20 protein-coding genes and 1 other annotated feature are annotated in these 20,377 nt (G+C 29.5%); of the genes, 6 read left to right on the top strand and 14 right to left on the bottom strand.

Annotated elements, in window-relative coordinates:
* Nucleotides 1-36 precede the first annotated feature (36 nt).
* The 4 genes from yqeB to BUB83_RS14085 are packed head-to-tail and all read right to left on the bottom strand — an operon-like array spanning nucleotide 37 to nucleotide 3,363.
* Complete coding sequence (gene yqeB / locus BUB83_RS14100; protein WP_073339103.1) at nucleotides 37-840, bottom strand: selenium-dependent molybdenum cofactor biosynthesis protein YqeB; 804 nt, start codon at nucleotides 838-840, stop codon at nucleotides 37-39.
* A 43-nt stretch (nucleotides 841-883) separates the two neighbouring features.
* Entirely contained in the window at nucleotides 884-1,459 is a 576-nt protein-coding gene (locus BUB83_RS14095; protein ID WP_073339102.1) for a nucleotidyltransferase family protein, read from the bottom strand.
* A 24-nt stretch (nucleotides 1,460-1,483) separates the two neighbouring features.
* Nucleotides 1,484-2,269: a selenium cofactor biosynthesis protein YqeC gene (gene yqeC / locus BUB83_RS14090; protein WP_084133578.1), complete on the bottom strand. Its 786-nt coding sequence runs from the start codon at nucleotides 2,267-2,269 to the stop codon at nucleotides 1,484-1,486.
* Nucleotides 2,260-3,363 (bottom strand): aldo/keto reductase, encoded by a 1,104-nt coding sequence (locus tag BUB83_RS14085; protein ID WP_073339101.1) that lies wholly within the window; start codon nucleotides 3,361-3,363, stop codon nucleotides 2,260-2,262. The genes yqeC and BUB83_RS14085 overlap by 10 nt, the downstream gene beginning before the upstream one ends.
* A 199-nt stretch (nucleotides 3,364-3,562) precedes the next feature.
* Here BUB83_RS14085 and BUB83_RS14080 point away from each other — a divergent pair, with 199 nt between their 5' ends.
* The 3 genes from BUB83_RS14080 (at nucleotide 3,563) to BUB83_RS14070 (ending at nucleotide 4,894) form a co-directional block, all read left to right on the top strand.
* A complete protein-coding gene (locus BUB83_RS14080) occupies nucleotides 3,563-3,976 on the top strand; it encodes a MerR family transcriptional regulator (protein WP_073339100.1) in 414 nt (137 codons plus the stop codon).
* A gap of 74 nt (nucleotides 3,977-4,050) precedes the next feature.
* Complete coding sequence (locus tag BUB83_RS14075) at nucleotides 4,051-4,533, top strand: hypothetical protein (RefSeq protein ID WP_073339099.1); 483 nt, start codon at nucleotides 4,051-4,053, stop codon at nucleotides 4,531-4,533.
* Between the two features lie 178 nt (nucleotides 4,534-4,711).
* Complete coding sequence (locus tag BUB83_RS14070; RefSeq protein WP_073339098.1) at nucleotides 4,712-4,894, top strand: aspartyl-phosphate phosphatase Spo0E family protein; 183 nt, start codon at nucleotides 4,712-4,714, stop codon at nucleotides 4,892-4,894.
* Between the two features lie 78 nt (nucleotides 4,895-4,972).
* Here BUB83_RS14070 and BUB83_RS14065 read toward each other — a convergent pair whose 3' ends face one another.
* From BUB83_RS14065 to BUB83_RS14050, 4 genes are all read right to left on the bottom strand, one after another.
* Nucleotides 4,973-6,340, bottom strand: a complete 1,368-nt coding sequence (locus tag BUB83_RS14065; protein WP_073339097.1) for a sodium-dependent transporter — start codon at nucleotides 6,338-6,340, stop codon at nucleotides 4,973-4,975.
* Between the two features lie 68 nt (nucleotides 6,341-6,408).
* Nucleotides 6,409-6,664: a binding site (T-box leader), on the bottom strand.
* 289 nt (nucleotides 6,665-6,953) lie between these two features.
* On the bottom strand, nucleotides 6,954-8,645 hold the full coding sequence (locus BUB83_RS14060; RefSeq protein ID WP_073339096.1) for a SulP family inorganic anion transporter: 1,692 nt from the start codon (nucleotides 8,643-8,645) through the stop codon (nucleotides 6,954-6,956).
* 26 nt (nucleotides 8,646-8,671) lie between these two features.
* A complete protein-coding gene (locus tag BUB83_RS14055) occupies nucleotides 8,672-9,223 on the bottom strand; it encodes a TetR/AcrR family transcriptional regulator (RefSeq protein WP_073339095.1) in 552 nt (183 codons plus the stop codon).
* Between the two features lie 214 nt (nucleotides 9,224-9,437).
* Nucleotides 9,438-10,316 carry a (4Fe-4S)-binding protein gene (locus tag BUB83_RS14050; RefSeq protein WP_073339094.1) on the bottom strand — a complete coding sequence of 293 codons (879 nt, stop codon included), beginning with the start codon at nucleotides 10,314-10,316 and terminating at the stop codon, nucleotides 9,438-9,440.
* Nucleotides 10,317-10,464: 148 nt separating this feature from the next.
* On the opposite strand from BUB83_RS14050, the gene BUB83_RS14045 reads away from it, so the two are divergent.
* Nucleotides 10,465-11,334, top strand: a complete 870-nt coding sequence (locus tag BUB83_RS14045; RefSeq protein WP_073339093.1) for a LysR family transcriptional regulator — start codon at nucleotides 10,465-10,467, stop codon at nucleotides 11,332-11,334.
* A gap of 244 nt (nucleotides 11,335-11,578) precedes the next feature.
* Here BUB83_RS14045 and BUB83_RS14040 read toward each other — a convergent pair whose 3' ends face one another.
* From BUB83_RS14040 to BUB83_RS14015, 6 genes are all read right to left on the bottom strand, one after another.
* The gene (locus BUB83_RS14040; protein WP_073339092.1) at nucleotides 11,579-12,028 is read right to left on the bottom strand and encodes an FUSC family protein; all 450 of its coding nucleotides are present in this window, start codon (nucleotides 12,026-12,028) and stop codon (nucleotides 11,579-11,581) included.
* A gap of 55 nt (nucleotides 12,029-12,083) precedes the next feature.
* Nucleotides 12,084-13,202, bottom strand: coding sequence for a GGDEF domain-containing protein (locus BUB83_RS14035; protein ID WP_073339091.1), 1,119 nt, complete (start codon nucleotides 13,200-13,202; stop codon nucleotides 12,084-12,086).
* 245 nt (nucleotides 13,203-13,447) lie between these two features.
* The gene (locus BUB83_RS14030; protein ID WP_073339090.1) at nucleotides 13,448-14,293 is read right to left on the bottom strand and encodes a class II fructose-bisphosphate aldolase; all 846 of its coding nucleotides are present in this window, start codon (nucleotides 14,291-14,293) and stop codon (nucleotides 13,448-13,450) included.
* On the bottom strand, nucleotides 14,287-15,267 hold the full coding sequence (locus BUB83_RS14025) for an aldose 1-epimerase family protein (RefSeq protein WP_073339089.1): 981 nt from the start codon (nucleotides 15,265-15,267) through the stop codon (nucleotides 14,287-14,289). The genes BUB83_RS14030 and BUB83_RS14025 overlap by 7 nt, the downstream gene beginning before the upstream one ends.
* Before the next feature lie 28 nt (nucleotides 15,268-15,295).
* Entirely contained in the window at nucleotides 15,296-16,699 is a 1,404-nt protein-coding gene (locus BUB83_RS14020; protein WP_073339088.1) for an L-fucose/L-arabinose isomerase family protein, read from the bottom strand.
* A gap of 29 nt (nucleotides 16,700-16,728) precedes the next feature.
* Nucleotides 16,729-18,225, bottom strand: a complete 1,497-nt coding sequence (locus tag BUB83_RS14015) for an FGGY-family carbohydrate kinase (protein WP_073339087.1) — start codon at nucleotides 18,223-18,225, stop codon at nucleotides 16,729-16,731.
* Nucleotides 18,226-18,347: 122 nt separating this feature from the next.
* On the opposite strand from BUB83_RS14015, the gene BUB83_RS14010 reads away from it, so the two are divergent.
* Both BUB83_RS14010 and BUB83_RS14005 read left to right on the top strand, forming a co-directional pair.
* Nucleotides 18,348-19,208, top strand: coding sequence for a PocR ligand-binding domain-containing protein (locus tag BUB83_RS14010; protein ID WP_073339086.1), 861 nt, complete (start codon nucleotides 18,348-18,350; stop codon nucleotides 19,206-19,208).
* A gap of 134 nt (nucleotides 19,209-19,342) precedes the next feature.
* Nucleotides 19,343-20,377, top strand: a complete 1,035-nt coding sequence (locus BUB83_RS14005; RefSeq protein WP_073339085.1) for a uroporphyrinogen decarboxylase family protein — start codon at nucleotides 19,343-19,345, stop codon at nucleotides 20,375-20,377.

Raw genomic sequence — 20,377 nt, 5'->3', positions numbered from 1 at the left:
CTTTTACTATAAATAGTTTATATCCTTTATTATAAACTATTTATTTAACAAATAACATACAGCCTCTAATACTCCGCCACCAACAGATCTAGCTTTATCAGATATTTCAAAACAGTTTTCTTTATTTCCCCTAGGGTCAATATCACCAATCTTCATTCCATCAAAAACATAAAACCCCTCATTTATCATGCCTCTAACTACACCATCAATTTTAGCTTCCACTTTTTTACCTTCAATAGTTGCAAGAACATCTCTCTTTTTAACTAAAGCTCCGATATCTTTAACTATTTTTATATTTCCTTCACCTACTGCCCTTACCACTCTTTCTTCAGTAAACCCCATAATATTACCTGGTATCCCTGTATTGCTCTCAGCACTTTTATTTTTTTCAAGAATTACTTTTCCAAGATTATGCCCTCTATTTGATTCAATAATAGCATGAACATCTTTTCCTACTGTAAAACCAGGTCCTACCCCTATAATAACTGATGCCATTTCCATAGTTGTTCCCAGATTTTTCTTTGCAAGTATAGCATCCACTACCACATCTATTTTATTATTTTTTATAATTTCACCCTGTTCATCAATAATGACCGGTATTATACCTTGTTCTAAACATTCAATAGCTTCTGAAAATGTCTCCACATGTTTTGATTTTATTCCTTCTATTTCAATTTCTTTATCATAAATTGATTGTCCAAAAGAAACCCTACGCCTAATAAGAGAAGGTTTTTCCACTTCTAAAACAATTACTTTAAATCCCGCCCTGTATAATCTATGAATAATCCCTGTGGCTATATCACCTCCACCACGAACTACTATTGTAAAATTTTTAAACATAATTTTCATCCCTTCTATTAGATAATTAATAACAGTAACTTCTTTAGTACTTTTTAAGGTTTTCCAAATCCTCAGCAGTATCCACATCTATTAATTCTTTAAAATTCTTTACTTCATAACATAATGTATCTTCCAAGTTATTGTTTACTATTATTTTACCACCTCTATCTCCTTTTAAGTCAATTAAATCTTTGTAGTATTTTGAAGAAAAAATTACAGGGTTCCCCATTTTTCCATGAAAAGAGGCACACACTATATTTTTATTTCCTTTAGTATAAACCTCTATCATTTCATATATAGTTTCATAACTAATAAAAGGCTGATCACATACAAAGAACATATATGCATCAGCTTCTTTAGTATGATTTAATGCTAACTTAATTGAGTTACTTATCCCTAATTCTGGATTAGCATTAAGAATTTTTTTGATATTATATTTCTGATTGATTTCATTAAAGGTTTTTCTTTGAGTAACAAGAATTATTTCATTAAAATCGACTTTAGTAACTGTATTTATTATATAACTTATAACTGTACTTCCATTAAAATTGTGAAGAAGTTTGTTACTTCCAAAACGTTTTGAGCTCCCCGCTCCTAGCAATATGCAATTAATTTTCATCCCTTTTTCCCTTTACGTACTCTCTCATTTAATTATTTTTTCAGCTCTAAATCCATCATAAAACTTCATACTTGCTGCAATTATTCCATCTACTTTAAAATTACTTTTAATTACTAAATCAGCTATTTTCAAAGCATTTTGTTTAGTTTTTTCATCATCCATTTTGTTAAGTAAAACATACTTTTTTGATTCTTTACTTGTCCCTTTAAATAAACCCTTTTCATTAATAATAATTTTAGTTATTTTTTCTTCATCAATTATATCGTTTATTCTACTTTCTGTAATATTACAAAAAAGTTCTGGTCTATGCACATTTTCTTCATTTATTTTTGTACCTAAAGCATCTAATCCTATGACTCCTATAGTTTTATAACTATTTTTAGGTATTACCGGTTCATGCTCTGCTGGAGCTTTTATAGGTTTTCTTTTAGACCCATCTGCCTCTACTAGAATGTAATCAAATATCTCTTTATTAAAAATTTCTTCGATGATTTCTTCTTTAATTCCTAGTAACTTATCTTCTTTTGAAACCCTAGAACCAATTATGGTTACGGTTTCATTTTTTATATTAATCAATTTCTGAATAATTTTGCTACTACTATCAATTATTATTTTATCATATTCTTCTTTGTATGGGAAATAAATAGCTGTTGTAGTAGTTACTAATATTTTTTTACCTTTTGATTTTAATTCTTTAGAAAGTTTAAATAAAGAGGTGGTTTTACCACCACCTCCTACAAATGATATAAGCTCTTTTTTATCAAATGATATATCAAACAAATTATATATTTCCATATTTTCTAAGACCATTCTTCAAACTTTCTCAATCTTTCTATAATAGGCAAATGTTGCGTACATTCTTTTTCACACAAACCACAGGAAATACAATCCTTTGCTGTTCCTTTTTTACCTGCTAAAATTCCCCACTCGTAAGCATTTTCTAACATTTTTTTCATTTCTTCATCAGTTTTATGAAAAACGTGTTTTTCATTATAAGCTTGCATAAAACTTGGAATTGCAATATCTTTTGGACAAAGGTCACAATAGCCACAACCAGTACATGCTTCATTCATGGATGCACCTATTTTTTCACTAACTTCTTTGATTTCCTCATCTGTAAATGGTTTTGCTTCGTCTGCAATACGGCAAGCCATATCAATATGTTCTTTTGTTGTAAAACCATTAAGAGCTATAGTTATTTGTGGACAGGAAATAACAAAACGAAGAGCCGCTTCTGTAGCTGTTTCATCTCCATTTGTTATAAATTCTAATTCTTTTTCATGTTTTGGGATAGCCCCTCCACTAAGTGGGTTCATTGCTACAACTCCATATCCCATATCATAAGCATTTTGTACTCCTTCCCAACGATAAGGAAAGTTTAATATATTTACGCCTAATAAAACACCATCAATTTTTCCATCTTCAAGAATATTTTTCACTTCATTACCTGTTTGATGAGAGGATAAAACAATGTGATCTATAAGACCATCCTTTTGGCATTGTAATAACCCTTCATACTGCCCACCGGGTTTCATTGCTAATTCATAATGTTCTGTTTTTCTAATACACCAAATATGATAAAAATCTATTTTCTTTACACCCAATCGTTCAATAGATTTTTTTACAGCTGCGATAGCTTTTTCTGCAGTATCAAATCTTGTTGGCATCCCTTTTGTTGATACATAAAACTGTCCAGGCATATTTTTAAATGCTTCTCCAAAAATTAACTCACTTGTATCATCGCAATATCCTGGTGCAGTATCAAAGTAGTTAATACCTTTACTATTTGCATAACGTACAATCTCTGCATTTTCTTCTAAAGATTTATTAGTGTCAAATCTCATACCTCCAAACCCTACTGCTGATACTTTTTTACCCGTCTTACCATATATTTTATATAGCATAATTATTCTCAACCTTTCTTTTATAAATTTATTACCTAACTTAATATAATGATTTTTTAATCCCTTATAATTATAACTCATTAGAATTAATTTAAGTTAATTTTTCATTTTACACATTCGCATTTATTATTTTATTTTGATATAATATATTTTAACCCTTAAAGTGTACTTTAAGTCAACATTATTATGGAGGTATTTTATGAATTATTCAATTAAAGAAGTTTCAGAAATCACTGGATTACCTGCATCCACTCTACGCTACTATGAAAAAGAAAAATTATTACCTGGAATTATGAGAAATGATTCTGGTATTAGAATTTATACTCAAGAAGACTTGGATTGGCTTTCTGTTATATCTTGTTTAAAAGATACCGATATGTCAATAAAATATATAAAAAAATTTGTTTGCCTTTGTGCTTTAGGCGATTCTAGTTTAGAAGAAAGACGACAATTACTTTTAAATCATAGAGAAACAGTTCAATCAAGAATAGCTGAACTACAACATCACCTTGAACATATTAATCATAAAGTTAATTATTATGAAACTGCTTGCCAAAAATCAAAAGAAACTGAGTTAAAAGAAGTTAGTTTAGAAAAAGATATTAACCTGTGATATTATTGTGACCTTTCTTTTATAAAATCACCTTAATAACTACTTTAGTAGTATATTTAAGGAGGAGAAATTAAATGAAAAATAAAAAGTTAATATTATGTATAAGTATAGCCTTTGGATTACTATTTGCATCAGGATGCACACCTCAGGAAAATAATACCGCAAGTACCCAGGTTGAATCTACTATAGCTGCAAACGAATCTCAAACAACTGAAAAAGGAACGCTTGAAACCAAACCTGAACAAGGTACTACTCCTGAAGGTAAACAAGGTGGAGCTCCTATGCAAGAAGAACTTAATTTAAGTGATGAAACAATAGCTGCTAATATTTCTGCTTTAGAAGAGCTATATAAAAATTATACAGCTGAAAGTGATGAAGAAGCTCAAAATAAAATTGCAATGGAAGCTTTAGAATTATTTAAAGGCATGCAATTAGAATCTTTAACTAATGAAGATACTAAAACTTGGTTAACTGGTATATTAGAAAATTTAGGCGAACAAATGGGTGAAAGACCTGGCGAAAAACCAGCTGGTCAAGGGCAACCTAAACCACAATAAATAATCTAAAAATGCATAACTCATATGTCAATCATATGAATTATGTTTTTTTTAATTTTGTGTAATTTTATAGGGATCCCATTGTGAAACTTGTTCAAAAACCATTGCTTAGATGTGACATATTTGTGACATCTTTTTTGTAAAATAATTTATATTCATAAACTTGGAGGCTCTCCTTATGGAAAATATTTTTATTACTATAGAAGAAAAAAGAACTTATTTAAATAATCTAATAGCATTAGATCCATCAAATCTTATTTCTCTAGAAATTATTAAAGCTAGCCAAGAATTGGACCTTCTTATTTGCCAATATCATTTGAGTATAGCTACTTATGACAAAACAAAAAAACTTTTCCCTTAATAGATGATTAAAAAACAACATAAAATAAGAGACTAAGCCATATTTAACTCTGACATAGTCCCTTAATACATATATTTATTATTTAAATAATTTAGAAATAAGTTTAAATACTCCTAGTGAGTTGAAGAAAATAATTGATATTGAAACTGGTGCTAAATATTTAATAGCAAAGGTAAATAATTTTTCCCATTTAAATTCATAAAGACCATCACTAGTAATTTCTTTAACAGCATTTTTTGTTCCCCAAGCCCATGCTGTAAATAAGCAGATAAATATTCCCCCTAATGGTAAGAAAATATTAGCTGTTAATTTATCAAGGAAATCGAAGAAATTAAATCCAAAGAATATAGTTACACCACTCATTGGTCCAAATGATAAATTGCTTGGTATTGATAATAGGAATAATGCTATACATATAAATAATGTTGCTTTTTTTCTAGTCATATTAAATTGCTCTGTAATAAAAGCAACAATTACTTCCATTAAAGATATAGTAGATGTTATAGCCGCTATCCCTACTAGTAAAAAGAACAAGAATCCGAAGAATCCACCAAAAGGCATAGCTTTAAATACAGCTGGTAATGTAATGAAAATTAATCCTGGTCCTTGCCCTGGTTTAAGTCCGTAGGCAAAAACTGCTGGGAAAATAACCACACCTGCCATTAAAGCAATTAAAGTATCAGCTATTGTAACTTGAACTGCTAATGAAAGAATATTTTCTTTTTTATTAACATAACTTCCGTAAGTCAAAATAATACCCATTGCTAAACTTAATGAATAAAAAGCATGACCTAAAGCTTCAAGAACACCGTGTCTTGTTAACAATGAAAAATCAGGTTTAAATAAGAATGCTAAGCCTTCTGATGCTCCCTCAAGTGTTACAGATCTTATCATAAGAGCTATTAATAATACTAATAATAATGGCATTAATAATTTACTATATTTTTCTATACCCGTTTTAATACCTGCAATAACAATAGCTCCAGTTATAGCAATTACTAAAAACGTAGCGAATAATGGTTCATATACACTTCCTATTAAAGCTCCAAAATTAGCTTCCATTTGTTCCACTGGTACGCTAGTCAACTTGCCTATAGCCGCTCTTCCCATATAAGAAAAAACCCAACCCGCTATTATTGCATAAAATGATAAAATTATAAATGATGTTGCTACTGATAATGCTCCTGCTAAGTACCAAGGTTTATCTGGTGCTAATTCTTTCATTGCACCTACTGCATTCTTTTGAGTTTTTCTTCCTATAACAAATTCTGCTAACATAACAGGCAGTCCAACTAATAATATACAACCTAAATAAACTAAAATAAATGCGGCCCCACCGTTAACTCCTGTAATATAAGGAAACTTCCAAATATTACCTAACCCTATAGCTGACCCCGCAGCTGCAGCTAAAACACCAATCTTCGATCCAAAATTTTCTCTTTCCATTTTTATGCCCCCTAAAATTGTGTAATAAAATAAAAAAACTTCTGTCTCTATAAACGCATAAATGCACTTATAGGGACGGAAGTTATATCCGTGGTACCACCTTACTTCATATTTCAAATGAAATATCTTAAATGTAGAATCTGTGTAATCATTAATTAAACAAACTTTAACCCTATATCGTAGGCAAACGTCCTCGCTTACTTTATATTTTCAGTAAGGATGCTCAAGAGTGATCATTATATACAAGCTTTAATACCAATTTTCAGCAATTATTGGCTCTCTAAAATTAAAACATAGCATTTTTCTCTCTATCATAGCTTTAAATATTATTATGTTAATGTTAGTACATTATACCGTGCAATTATAAAAGCTGTCAATATAAAATGTAACTAAATCTTTGTTTTCATAATAATTTTAGCAAAATTTGGAATTACATATGTAAATCTTGTCATATTAGCTAATAATCTTAACAAAAAAAGAAACCCTCACTCTTGCAAGGTGTGGGTTTAATATTTAACTTATTTTAGGGGGATAAGTTTTTTATTTACTTGTTAATAACATAATAATATATTTATGTGACAAATAGGTGTTGAAAATGTTTCTAGAATGTTAATTAATTTATTACCAATTCATCAGCATATTCTACCGCTTTTTCCACAGTATCAAAAAAACTATTTTCTCCAATTTTTTCAACAAATCCAGAAACTCGTAACAATTTCAAAGGTTGTTCATTTAATTCAGTAAATAAAAGTGTAATTTTTTCATTACTACATCTTTTTTCAATTCTTCTCAATGCGTTAAAAGCAGTAGCATCCATATTAGGAACATTTTTCATTTTTAAAATTAAAACATTGGTATTATTTTTGACTTCATTCATAATTTCAAGAAATGTATTTGCAGCACCAAAAAACAATGGTCCATTTATTTCATATACCATTATCTTACTTTTTAATCCTATATGTATCCCATCATTAATGCTTTCATTCAATTCATCGTCATCATCTTCTTCATAAAACAAATTATCATAATAATGATTGATATTTGAAATCTGAGTACTTTCTGACATTCTTCTAACAAAAAGAAACATGGCTATTATCATACCAATTTCAATAGCTATAACTAAGTCAAATGTAATAGTTAGCATAAAGGTAACCAAAAGTACCGCTATATCACTTTTTGTGGATTTTAATAATGCTTTAAATGAACGCCACTCACTCATATTGTAAGCAACTATAATAAGTATTGCTGATAATGTAGTCATTGGAATTAATTTTGCTAAAGGCATAAATAAAATCATAATAAGTAAAAGTACTATTGCATGTACCATTCCTGCTATAGGTGTACGTCCTCCATTTTTTACATTTGCAGCCGTCCTAGCAATAGCTCCTGTTGCTGGTATACCTCCGAAGAGTGCTGAAAAAATATTTGCGATTCCTTGCGCAATAAGTTCCATATTTGAATTATGTTTCTTTCCAATCATTCCATCTGCTACCACCGCTGATAATAACGATTCTATACTTGCTAAAAATGCAATAGTTATAGCAGGCCTTATTAATTCTTTCATCATAGGGATACTTATATCAAGGTCTTTAAAATTAACAAATTTAATGGTATTAGAAATATCCCCAAAACGACTTCCAATAGTATCCACAGGTAAATTTAAAATTTTAACCGCAACTGTGACTATTACCAAGGCAACCAATGACCCCGGTATTCTCTTATCTATTTTCGGCCATAAAACTATTATCAAAATTGATATAATACCAACTATAGCTGTAGTAACATCAATTGAGGATATATTATCAATATACATCTTCCATTTCCCAAAAAATTCTGATGGAACATTATCGATAGCCAGTCCAAAAAAATCCTTGATTTGCGTTGATAATAAAACAATAGCTATTCCACTTGTAAAGCCGGTTGTTGTTGGATATGGTACATATTTTATAATTCCTCCAAATCTCATCAATCCAAAAAAAACCATAAAACTACCAGCCATAAGAGTTGCAACAGTTAATCCTGCTACCCCATACTGTGCCACAATACCATATACAATAATAACAAAAGCACCTGTAGGTCCACCGATTTGTACTCTACTTCCACCAAGAAAAGATATTAAAAATCCAGCAATAATAGCAGTAATCAAACCTTTTTCTGGTGTCACTCCTGAAGCAATAGCTAATGCAACTGATAAAGGTAATGCTATAATAGCCACTATTATTCCTGCTATTATATCGTTTCCCAATTGATGTTTCGTTAATTCTACTTCTCGATGTTTAATAATTGAGAATAATTTTGGTTTCAATTTTTCTTCCCCCTAATTATTTTTGTCTATTTTTTTATACTTAACCAGAATTGATTCCAAATAATATCATAGTGTTCTCTAATATTATAAGGATGATAAATTAGTTCACTGGATAATAATCCATGAATTAAAGAAAAAAACATTAAACAGAATGCCTCATCACAATTTATCTTTATCCTACCTTTTTTTGATTCAGAAACAATTAATTCTTTTACTATTTGAAATCTATCCTCTGAAAGCTTGTGAACTTTATCTAATATTGAATCTTCTATTGCCTCAGGAGGTAATAAAAGCAATCTTTTCCAAAACAATAGCTTTGTTTGTGAATTATTATAATAGTCTAGAACACCATAAAAAATTTTTTCTAAATTATCATTTTCTTGATTTATTTCAAAAAAATATTCTTTTAATTCTTTATCAATTACTTCTTTCAATAACATTTCTTTGCTTTGAAAATGCGCATAAATTGAAGCCTTTTTAATCCCCACTTCACTGGCAACTTCTGTTAAAGAAAAACTAATACCTTTTTTAGCAAATAACTCAAATGCTGAGTTCATGATTTTTTTTCTTGTTTCCAAATTAAAACCACCTTTTTAAAGTTTCCTACCTTACGTTAGGTAGTCGACTAATTATATACCTTTATTTCCATCAAATCAATAAATATATTAAATTTTACAATTTGTTTTTTATTTAAAAATTTATAAATAACTAAATAAAAAAAGCTATTCTATGCTTATTTACATAACAATAACTTTTTTATAAGTTTACTTATGCTTGCTTTGTTTAAAATATCTAATTTCTAGATATCAATATTTTTTCGATATTCTTAAATCCTATTCTATCAATTGTTTCTCCAAATCGTTCTCCTTTTATACCTTTATCTTTATATAAGTTAATTGTATTTTCTATTATATTTAAAGCCTCCTCTTTTGAAAACAACTTATCTAAAGGAGATCCTATACGTATTTTTTTACCCCATCTTCCACCTATGTATACTTTGTATTGTTGTTTTGTTTCTCCCATTGCACCAAAATAACATTTAGAACTGCAAATTCCACAATTATTACAAACATCTTTATCAATAATCATTTTTTTATTCTTTAAGCTTGCTGCTTTCATAGGACAATTCTCTACAATGCCGCATTTGTTACATCCCTTACATAATTCACTATTATAATTGGGTACTTTTTGTCCTACAATACCCAAGTCATTAAGACTAGGTTTTACACAATTATTTGGGCATCCCCCAACCGCAATTTTAAATTTATGCGGAAGAACTATATCCCCATATCCTTGAAAAAATCTTTTATGAATTTCAGTTGCAATTTCTTGAGTATCAATTAATCCAAATGTACAAACTGTTCCCTTGCAAGCTACAACAGGACGAACTTTAGCGCCTGTTCCTCCTGTCACCATCCCCTCCACCCCAATATGATTTATTAAATTTTCTACATTTTCAAATTTAATACTTGGTATTTCTACTGTCATTCTTGAAGTAAAAGCAATTTGTCCATCACCAAATTTTTCAGCAGCTTCACTTAAGTTTTTTAGTTGTTTGTGGTTTAGAACTCCATTTTCTGTAATGATTCTTGCTGAAAAATGTTCTCCATCTTTATTAGATAAAAATCCCTGTGATTTAAGCTTTTTTCTTTGTTCTAATGATATATCCATATAATATTCACTCCTCATTATATATTTACAAATTTTCGCTATAGTTATCCCTATATGATAATCCTATTTTAAAACTTGGATTGTATATTGTAAAATAGTAATATATAATTATTATGATAGGTATTTACCTATGAAAGTGGGTATAAATATGACAATTAGACATCTACAAGTTTTTATCGCTGTTTGTGATTATGGAAAAATGAGCCTTGCTGCTGAAAATTTACATATTTCTCAACCAACTGTGAGCCAAGCCATTTCGGAATTGGAAAAATATTATGGAATAAAATTATTCCAACGATTATCTAAAAAACTTTATATTACAGAATCCGGAGAAAAATTATTAAGTTATGCAAGGCATATTGTTTCTTCATTTAATGAAATGGAAGAAAATATAATTTTAAATTCTAAAAATATAACCTTAAAAATTGGTGCTACAATAACAGTTGGCACTTGTATAATAAATGATATTTTAAAAAAATTCCAAATAAATCATCCTGAAGTAAAAACAAAAGTTTTTGTGGAAAACACTGGTGTAATTGAAGATATGATGTTAAAAAGCCGCCTTGATATAGGCATTGTTGAAGGTAAAGTTAAAAGCCCTTATATTGTTAAAATCCCAATTATTTATGATGAGCTTATACTTGTTTCTTCTATGGATCATGAGTTTTCTAATTTAAAAGAAATCAATATTGAACAACTTGAAAATTCAGATTTTATTCTTAGAGAAAAAGGTAGTGGGACAAGAGAGTTTTTTGAGAAAGCACTTGAAAAGTCTCAGGTTACTATAAATGAAAAATGGATTTGTAATAATTCAGAAGCAATTAAAAATGCGGTTATCTGTGGTCAAGGCTTAACTGTTATATCTAAATTACTAATAGAAAAAGAATTAGAAGACAAAAAACTTCATCCTATTATAATAAAGGATGTGAAGTTTCAACGAAATTTTCATATTATATATCACAAAAATAAATATTTATCAGATAACATAAAAAATTTTATATCAGTTTCAACAACTTAACTAAATTAATAATCTTGAATATAATTTACAAATACAAACAAAAGTACCGGCTAATGCCGGTACCTTTTAAATTGGGGGATAAGGGATAAGTGTTATCATTTAAATTATTATCCCAAAAATAAATTAATATTCATTATTTTTATTATTTTTATTATTTTTATTATTTTTTTATATAATTTATATTTTTATTTAATTAACCTAAAAACTCGCTTTCATGCTATTCACCTATTTCAATGAAATTGTCTTAATTATTTGGTGGCTTTATTATGTAATTAACTGCCACTGCTATTATTATACCTATAAAAGTATCCAAAATCCTTGAAATAGAATAAAAAAAAGGATTTCTTCCAGATAAATTAGTCATAATAACACAAAACACAATACAAGCTATACTAACAGCCTTGTTCCAACCAAGCGAATCACAAATATATATCACTACTACAATTCCTATACCACTCAATATTAAATTTCCTGGACTAATAAGAAAAAATATCAACCCCACAGCTGCACCAACAATTGTACCTAACATTCTATTTTTACCCACTCTAAAAGACTCAATAATACTACTCTGCATAGATATTATAGCCGCAATAGCAGAATAAAAGGGATATTCTGTTTTCATTAACCTAGATATCCCCAAGGCTAAAACTACTGCTATAGCAGTTTTAATATTTCTCATCCCTATTTTTTTCATTAATTGTACTCCCTCACTAAAATTACATACTTCCTAAAAACTATGATTCTTACTTTTAATAGGACATATTTTTCTTTATCATTTTATTTCTATACATTTGTTTATCTGCATCACGCAAAATAGAAAAACTATCTATATTGTTAAACAGATGTACATATTTACTTCCACAACTAATTGATAATTTATATGATTTTATTTCTTTATTATTATAAGTTTTAATTTTCTCTTGTATTCTTGCAATAATCAGCTCTCCAGCATTAAGATTATCTGACTCCACTAATAAAACAAATTCATCTCCACCATATCTACAAATCATATCTTCTCTTTTAACCGACTGATGTAAAATTGATGCTATTGTTTTAAGAGCTATATCCCCTTCATCATGACCATAAGTATCATTTATTACCTTAAAATCGTTCATATCTATCATAATAATAGAAAATGCAATTTTTCTTTTCAACTTAAATGCTAATCTATTTTCTAATTGTGCTCTTGTAGATAATCCTGTTAGTTGATCTTTTAGTAAAGTTTCACGCTCAACATATATAAATGTAATAAACACCATTAATCCCATAGTTGCCCATGATAGTGTTACTCCATAAACAAAAATCTGAATTAATGCTGCAATACTGGGAACTATAGATACTAATAGCAAGGTTTTAATTAATCTACCATCAATGTGATTTTTATACTTTCTTAAATTGATTAAATAAATAATGAACATAGAATACTCTGAAATCGGAAATATATACATTCCTTTTAAACGTGTATACATCATATTATTATCTATTGTGAAAATAATCGGATTGTAATTATTATAAATTAACAATACAAAAATAATTATGAATGGAATCATATATATTTTAAAATTCTTTTTTATTTTCTTATGGTCCTCATGAATTTTATAATCAAAATATAAAAGCCAGGATACTAATGGTAATGGATTGCTCAGGAGTAAAATCCAATTTAACCAGTAGTTAATTATATAACTATTGCCGTCTAATACCCATGAAATGGCTTCTAATATTAGCATCCACAAACACACATAGATAATTAATTCGAAATATATAATTGATAAATCATTTTTCACCTTTTCTGTTTTTATATAAAAATAAATTATTAATAGAATAATAGCAGAATAAATATACAAATCAATTTGTGTTATTATATTCACGCTCTCACCACCTTAAAGTTATTTTATTAACTATTCTACCATATAATCATCTTTTTTTTATACTATTTTTATTAATTATATGTTTACACTACTTTTCTATAGCACATCAAATACTACTTTAATTTCCACATATATACTTTAATTAAATAACATTATAAAAACACCACATTAATGTGGTGTTTTTATAATACCTAAAATCATTCTAACCGTAATTTTAGTCCAAATTTACATTTTTTTATTATTTATTAATTTTGGCAAAATACCTTTAGTGCTTTTTCTGCATCAGCTTCCATTGCTTCTACTGCAGCTTTAGCTAAATCTGGGAAAAATTGCACTTCTTCATTTTCCAATTTGGATCTAATAGCTTCTACTCCAACTCTAGACATATACGAATAATAATTAATTTTACGTATTCCTATACTTATCCCCGTTCTATAATCTTCTGGGCTAACACCAGAACCACCATGCATTACCAATGGAATATCCACCAATTCTTTTATCTTTTTTATTCTTTCAAAATCTAATTTAGGTTTTGTTTTATAAAATCCATGAGCTGTTCCAAAAGAGGCAGCTAATGCATCAATTCCAGTATCTTCTACAAATTTCTTAGCTACATAAGGATCTGTATACATTTCTTCAATTGTCAATTCACTTGGTTTGCTTCCTGATTCCCTACCACCCAGAATCCCTATTTCAGCTTCTATACTTGCTCCATATTTTTTTGCTAAAGCTACTGCTTTTTTTGTATTATTTACATTTTCCTCATAAGATAATAATGACCCATCATACATAATAGATGTAAATCCTAACTTTAAAGCTCGCTCAATATAAGGCAAAGTATCCCCATGGTCTAAATGTACACATACTTCTACCTTTGCATTTTTTGCCATTCCTATCATAATTGGTCCTATAACACTCAAAGGCATAACATCTTCATGAACTTCTGCATGCGTAATCATAACTGGATAGTTACCCTTTTCAGCCGCATTGATAACTGCCATTATACATTCTAAATTAGGAGTATTAAATGCCCCTACTGCAATATTTCTTTCTTCTGCAATTTTTAATATTTCTTTCATTGTAACTAACATATATCTTCCTCCAATATTTCTAATTTTATTTGATAAGTAACTTGTTCATTTACATTTAAATACTTTAAGGTTCCATCTTTTCTCATAATGTTTCTTCCATCTGCATGACAATTACCTGGCTCCAAACCTAATACATAGTCTTTTACCGCCATCATTTTCCATTGAACAAAGTAATCTAAGTTATTAGCATCAAATGTCATTTTTAAACCTTTTTTAATATCAGAATTGTAAATGGTGGCCATACCTGTTTTATTAAATAAATGGTAATAACATTGTTCTTCAAATCCCACTTGAGGTTTTAACATCTGATTCCAATTACCTATATCTTTTGCAGCATGATCATTTCTTGGCTTTACCTCTATAGAAGGAATTTCTAACTTAGCTTTTTCACTCAATAAAGGATAACCTATATTCATATGATATAAAATCATGCATGGAACTTTTTTATCTCCTACATTTTCTATTGTATCTTCTATTACAATTTCATTTTTAATCTTAGAACATATAATCTTTCTATGAAGGATTAATTTATCCGAAAACATCATTGATTGATTTATAACCGCATTTATGGTTATTTTCTTATCATCTTCTGTCCAATAAGCATGTTCAGCTGGTGTATTACCAATACTCCCATGTAATGGTAATTCTTCTCCTTCATCAACACAAGGAACTCCAACTGCTGACAAACCACATGTAGTCAAAAATCCTCCAGTGAAAGATTTCAAAAATCCTTCACCTTTTCCATCGTAGTAAGCTGGTGATACATATCCTGCTTGAGAGAAATATCCATAATTATCTCCTTTAAAACTCAACCTTGAAATATCTGCACATCTATCTAATGAAACTGTAAATGCTAACCCCAAGCCATTCCTCACCTCAAAAAGTCTCATTCCATCGCCTTTTCCTCCAATCAAACGGTGTTCTTCTACACCACTCAATTGCAAACTGTGTCCAATATACGGATTATTTTTCATGTGTTTCCTCCAAACTATTTATATATGGTTAATTGTCTATATCAACTACTTCATATTTTAGATAGTAACGGAATGCCTCGTCTAAAACTTTTTTCATCTTACCTACTCCTACAGTTGTATGGTGCTTAAATCCATTTCTTGCAAGTTTCCTCAACTTATTCTCTAGATTTTCAATGTGAGCTACCCCTCCACATCCAAAGAATCCATTTTCTATCTCATCTTCCGTAAATTCACCTTCACTTACGTAAATGTATAATTTCCCATCTTCTGTCTTACAATTAGAAAAAGTCATTGGAAAAGACTTTATTCTGCCTTCATTCGTTCCCCAAGCTATGCCTGGTTCAAACTTAGCTATCATTTTATGATCCGTAATATTCCCTTTATTTGTCATTAATGATGTAGGTACTGGTCCACAATGAAATAAAATAACCTTGTCTTTTTCATTCCCATAATTATTGTTCCAATCCAAGCAAGTAGTTGCCTCTCTTGAAGCTAAATACATTGCTCTCATAGTAATAGCTGAACATAAATCCATTTCACAAGATGCAGCAATTCCTCTATCGTTTAACTCACCTAAAATAACACAAGGACTTACATGTAACACATTTTGCATTTCCATCCAACATCTAAGAGTGATAGCATCTAATTTATACTCTTCTATATATTCATCAATAACAACAGCTACCTTAGCTAAGTTGTTCATATTGTGTTTTGGTACACAAGAAAAATTAGAATATTGATTTAATCTATCTATCTTTGCTAATACCGCTTCTTCTGTATCTTCTTTTTTCTGAACCTTGCTAATCAATTCTGATAAATCAAAAGATTCTATATTAATGCCATAACGTTGCACCGTTACTTCATCATATCTAACTGTTTTAAAAGCAGTAGTTCTAGCCCCTATACAACCCACATTAAATTTTTTCATTCCACTAACAACTCGACAAACCCCAGCAAAATCCTTTAAATTTTCATTAAAAACTTCTGATAGAGGATGAACTACATGTGGTCCAAAAAGTGTATATGGAACTCTATACTGTTCAAAAACATCAGTTACACTGAATTTACCACAATATGCATCTCTTCTAGTAGTGAATCCCATCTTACCAATTTCATCAGGATAAGCTTGCATTAATATAGGAACTCCAGCTTCTTCTAAAGCTGTAATAGCACCATTTTCATCAATAAATATTGGCATTGATAGTATAACTCCATCATATTCTCCCCTGTGCTGGTCTAGCCATTTCGCATAAATTCTTCCTTCATCTCTAGTTTCAACTGCACCAAAGCGAGTTGATTTTTCATCCATCATAATATAATCAAATCCAGCATTTTCTACTGCCTGAACTACATCTTTTCTAGCCTCAAGAATCAATTCTTCCGGCATAAAACCTCTGTTTCCAAAGAATAATGCAAATGTTGTCTTTTTCATAATATTTTCCTCCTATATTTTAAATTGCTTTACATAATATTTTTTATCAAATCATATGCCTTCGTATACTTTTCATATATTTCATCATATTTTTTACTCATACATTCATTAGGAACGTAAGTTTTCTTGAGTTTAACAAATACTTTTTCTGCCTCTTCCATAGAAGTATAAATACCACAAGCTAACCCAGCCAACATAATAGATCCAAGTGTCCCTGATTGAGCCGCACCAAGAGATATAACCGGTTTTTTTAATATATCTGCCTTTATTTGAAGCCATATTTCAGAAGAAGCACCTCCCCCTGTAGCACGTATACTATCGATTTCAATTCCAGCTTCTGAAAGTTTTTCTATATTTAAACGCATCTCATATGTGACACCCTCCATCAAAGCTTTATAAATATCACTACTAGAAGTATCTAATGTAAGTCCTATTATTCCACCTTTTGCTGTTCCATCCATATTAGGTGTTCCTGCACCTGCAAAATATGGTAAAACCAATAATCCAGATGGTTTGGTCATATCTACCTTTTCATTAAAATAATCATAGCTGCTTTTTCCACTATTATTTATAATCTCTTTTTCCATATTGACAAGCTTATCGCGATACCATTTTAATAAAGCTCCTCCTGTAAACGAAAAAGCATAAGCGATACTCATATCATTTAAAAATGGAACAATAGCATAGCTGCCTTTATAAAGCATTTCTTTATTCACATTGAAATTGTTACCATTAAAAACATTAGTGATACATTCCACTGTTCCTGTCCCATCAACAGCCATGCCTTCTTTATAAACCCCGGTACCAATAGCTGCTGCAATTTGATCATGACAGCCTGATACTACCATAGTAGCCCTACCTAAACCTAACTCATTTGCTAAAGACAATTTAACATTACCTGCTTTCGTTCCTATAGGAACAACTTTTGAGAATAATTCCTTTTTAACTTTAGCAAATTCTAAAATTTTATCGTCCCATTGCAATCCATTAATATCAAAAGCCATGGTTCGAGTAGCTAGAGAATAATCAATTTGACATATTCCAGTGAGCATATATACAATATAATCCTCAAATAAACAAATACGTTTACATAGTTCAAATAATTCAGGTCTATGTTTTTTAATCCACATTATTTTTGAAATAGTATACATTGAATCTGGATTTAAACCTGTAATTTTGTTCATATAATTTTTCCCGAAAAATTTTACTAATTCTTCGCATTCATACTTACCTCTAGGATCAGTATAAAGTAATGAATCCATTAATGGATTATCTTTTTCATCTAACAATATTGCTGCTTCACCAAAAGAAGTAACTCCAATAATATCAATTTTACCTACTTTTTCAACTGTCTCTTTAATAACCTCTTTAATACTATTCCATACAACTAAAGGCTTTAAAATATGGCCTTCTTCCGTAATTTCCGAATTATATTCTCTATATGATTCTTCTAAAAAAAGTCCTTGTTTACTATATACTGTACATTTACACCCTGTAGTTCCTATATCAATACCAGCAATAAACATCTACTCACTCCTTACCTTTTAGATTTTTATCTCTATATTGACAATACCTTATTTTCTTATATAATTATAGTAAGTTTTGTTCTTAAAATAGTAATTTTGTTCAGATAAGGAGAAAAAATTTTATGAATTTACTTTTTAATATAACAGATTTAAAAGAATTACTTATAAATTTTTATACTTTAACTAAAATGCGTGTTGCCATATTTGATGACAATTATCATGAAATTGCATCTTATCCCAGTCGATTATCCACTTATTGTCATATCATACGTGAAGACCCAGCGATACACCAAAAATGTACGCTTTGCGACTATGAAGCATTCCAAAAATGTAAAGATAGCCACAACCTGTATCTTTATCAATGTCATGCTGGCCTTACTGAAGCTATAGTTCCCATATTTGCAGACAATATAATTATTGGATATATTATGATGGGCCAAGTCTTGAATACTCATTCCAAGACAGCTTTATGGAATGAAATAATACCTTCCTTAAAGAATTACAACATAAACCTCGACACTTTACATAAAGCATTTATGAACAAACGAAACGTATCTACAAATACTATAGAATCCGCTGCTAAAATGATGGAAATATGTTCTAGTTTTCTTTATACAAGTCATAAATTGATTTTAAAGGAAGATTCACTAGCCCAGAAAATAGATACATTTATTGGTGAAAACCTTGAAGAAGAACTTTCTGTTCAATTAATTTGTGAGAAATTTGATATTAGAAAAACAAACCTATATAAACTTTCAAATAAAAGTTATGGCATGGGTATCTCAAAACATATAAATCAAATACGTATACAGCGTGCAAAAAAATATCTTATGGATACCACATTACCAATTTTTCAAATTGCTGAAATGGTAGGAATATATGATTATAATTATTTTACAAAAATGTTCAAAAAAGAAACAAGTGTTACTCCCAAATCATATAGAGATGGTACTGTACTTCCTCCCAAAAATAACATTGATTAATCAATCTCCTAATAATGCAAATTATTAAAAATGTCCATTTTAATGGACATTTTGTCTATTCAATTATAAAACCTTTTCATTTAAAATTTTAATATAGAAATCAAAAATATATTTTATAATTAGGAGTGAAAATCATGAATAGTGTTGAAAGATTTTATGCAACCATTGAAAGAAAAGCTGTAGATAGACCAGCTTCTTGGCTTGGTTTACCTGATAAAAAAGCACTAAAAGGATTATTTGAATATTTTGAAGTTGCTACTTTAGATGATATGAAAAATAAAATTGATGATGACATTTATCCAGTAGAACTACCTTATCATTCGCCTATAAGCGATGCAATTTATGATGCCTTCCATTTTGGTAAAAGTGATAAAGGCAATCCAGATGAGCGAACATTAACCGCAGCTGGATTTTTCGAAGATTACAGTGACCCTTCAAAAGTTGATGATTTTAATTGGCCAGACCCTTTACAATATATTTCTATTGAGGAATGTAAAAAAGTAGTTGAAAATGTACCTGATGATAAAGCAATTATTGGTATTTTATGGTCATCTCATTATCAAGAAACCTGTGCAGCTTTTGGTATGGAAACAGCGTTAATTAAAATGATGCTTGAACCTGAAATGTATAAAGCTATTGACGATAAAATTATCGATTTTTATTTAAAAGCAAATGAACGATTTTATCAGGCTACAAAAGGAAAACTTCATGGGGTACTTATTGGAAATGATATGGGAAGCCAGACAGGCCTTATGCTTTCTCCAAGCTTGGTAAAAGAGTTTATTTTACCTGGAACAAAAAAACTTATAGATCAAGCTAAAAGTTATGGACTAAAGGTTATTTATCATTCCTGTGGTTCTATATTCGATATTATTCCTGATTTAATAGAAGCCGGCGTAGATATAATTCATCCAATACAAGCTAAAGCTACCGGGATGGAACCCCAAAGATTAAAAGAAAATTTTGGAGATAAAGTAGCCTTCTGTGGTGGGGTAGATGCTCAAGAACTAATGGTAATAGGTTCTCCAGAAGAAGTAAGAACTACAGTTAATGAATTAAAAAATATTTTCCCTACTGGATTAATTCTTTCTCCAAGTCATGAAGCTATATTAGAAGATACAAAACCACAAAATATTGAAGCTTTATTTAAAGCTGTGAAAAACATATAA

Source organism: Clostridium grantii DSM 8605 (genome assembly GCF_900129965.1).
In the GTDB taxonomy this organism is placed as follows: domain Bacteria; phylum Bacillota; class Clostridia; order Clostridiales; family Clostridiaceae; genus Clostridium_AF; species Clostridium_AF grantii.
This window is presented reverse-complemented; position numbering and strand designations above follow the sequence as displayed.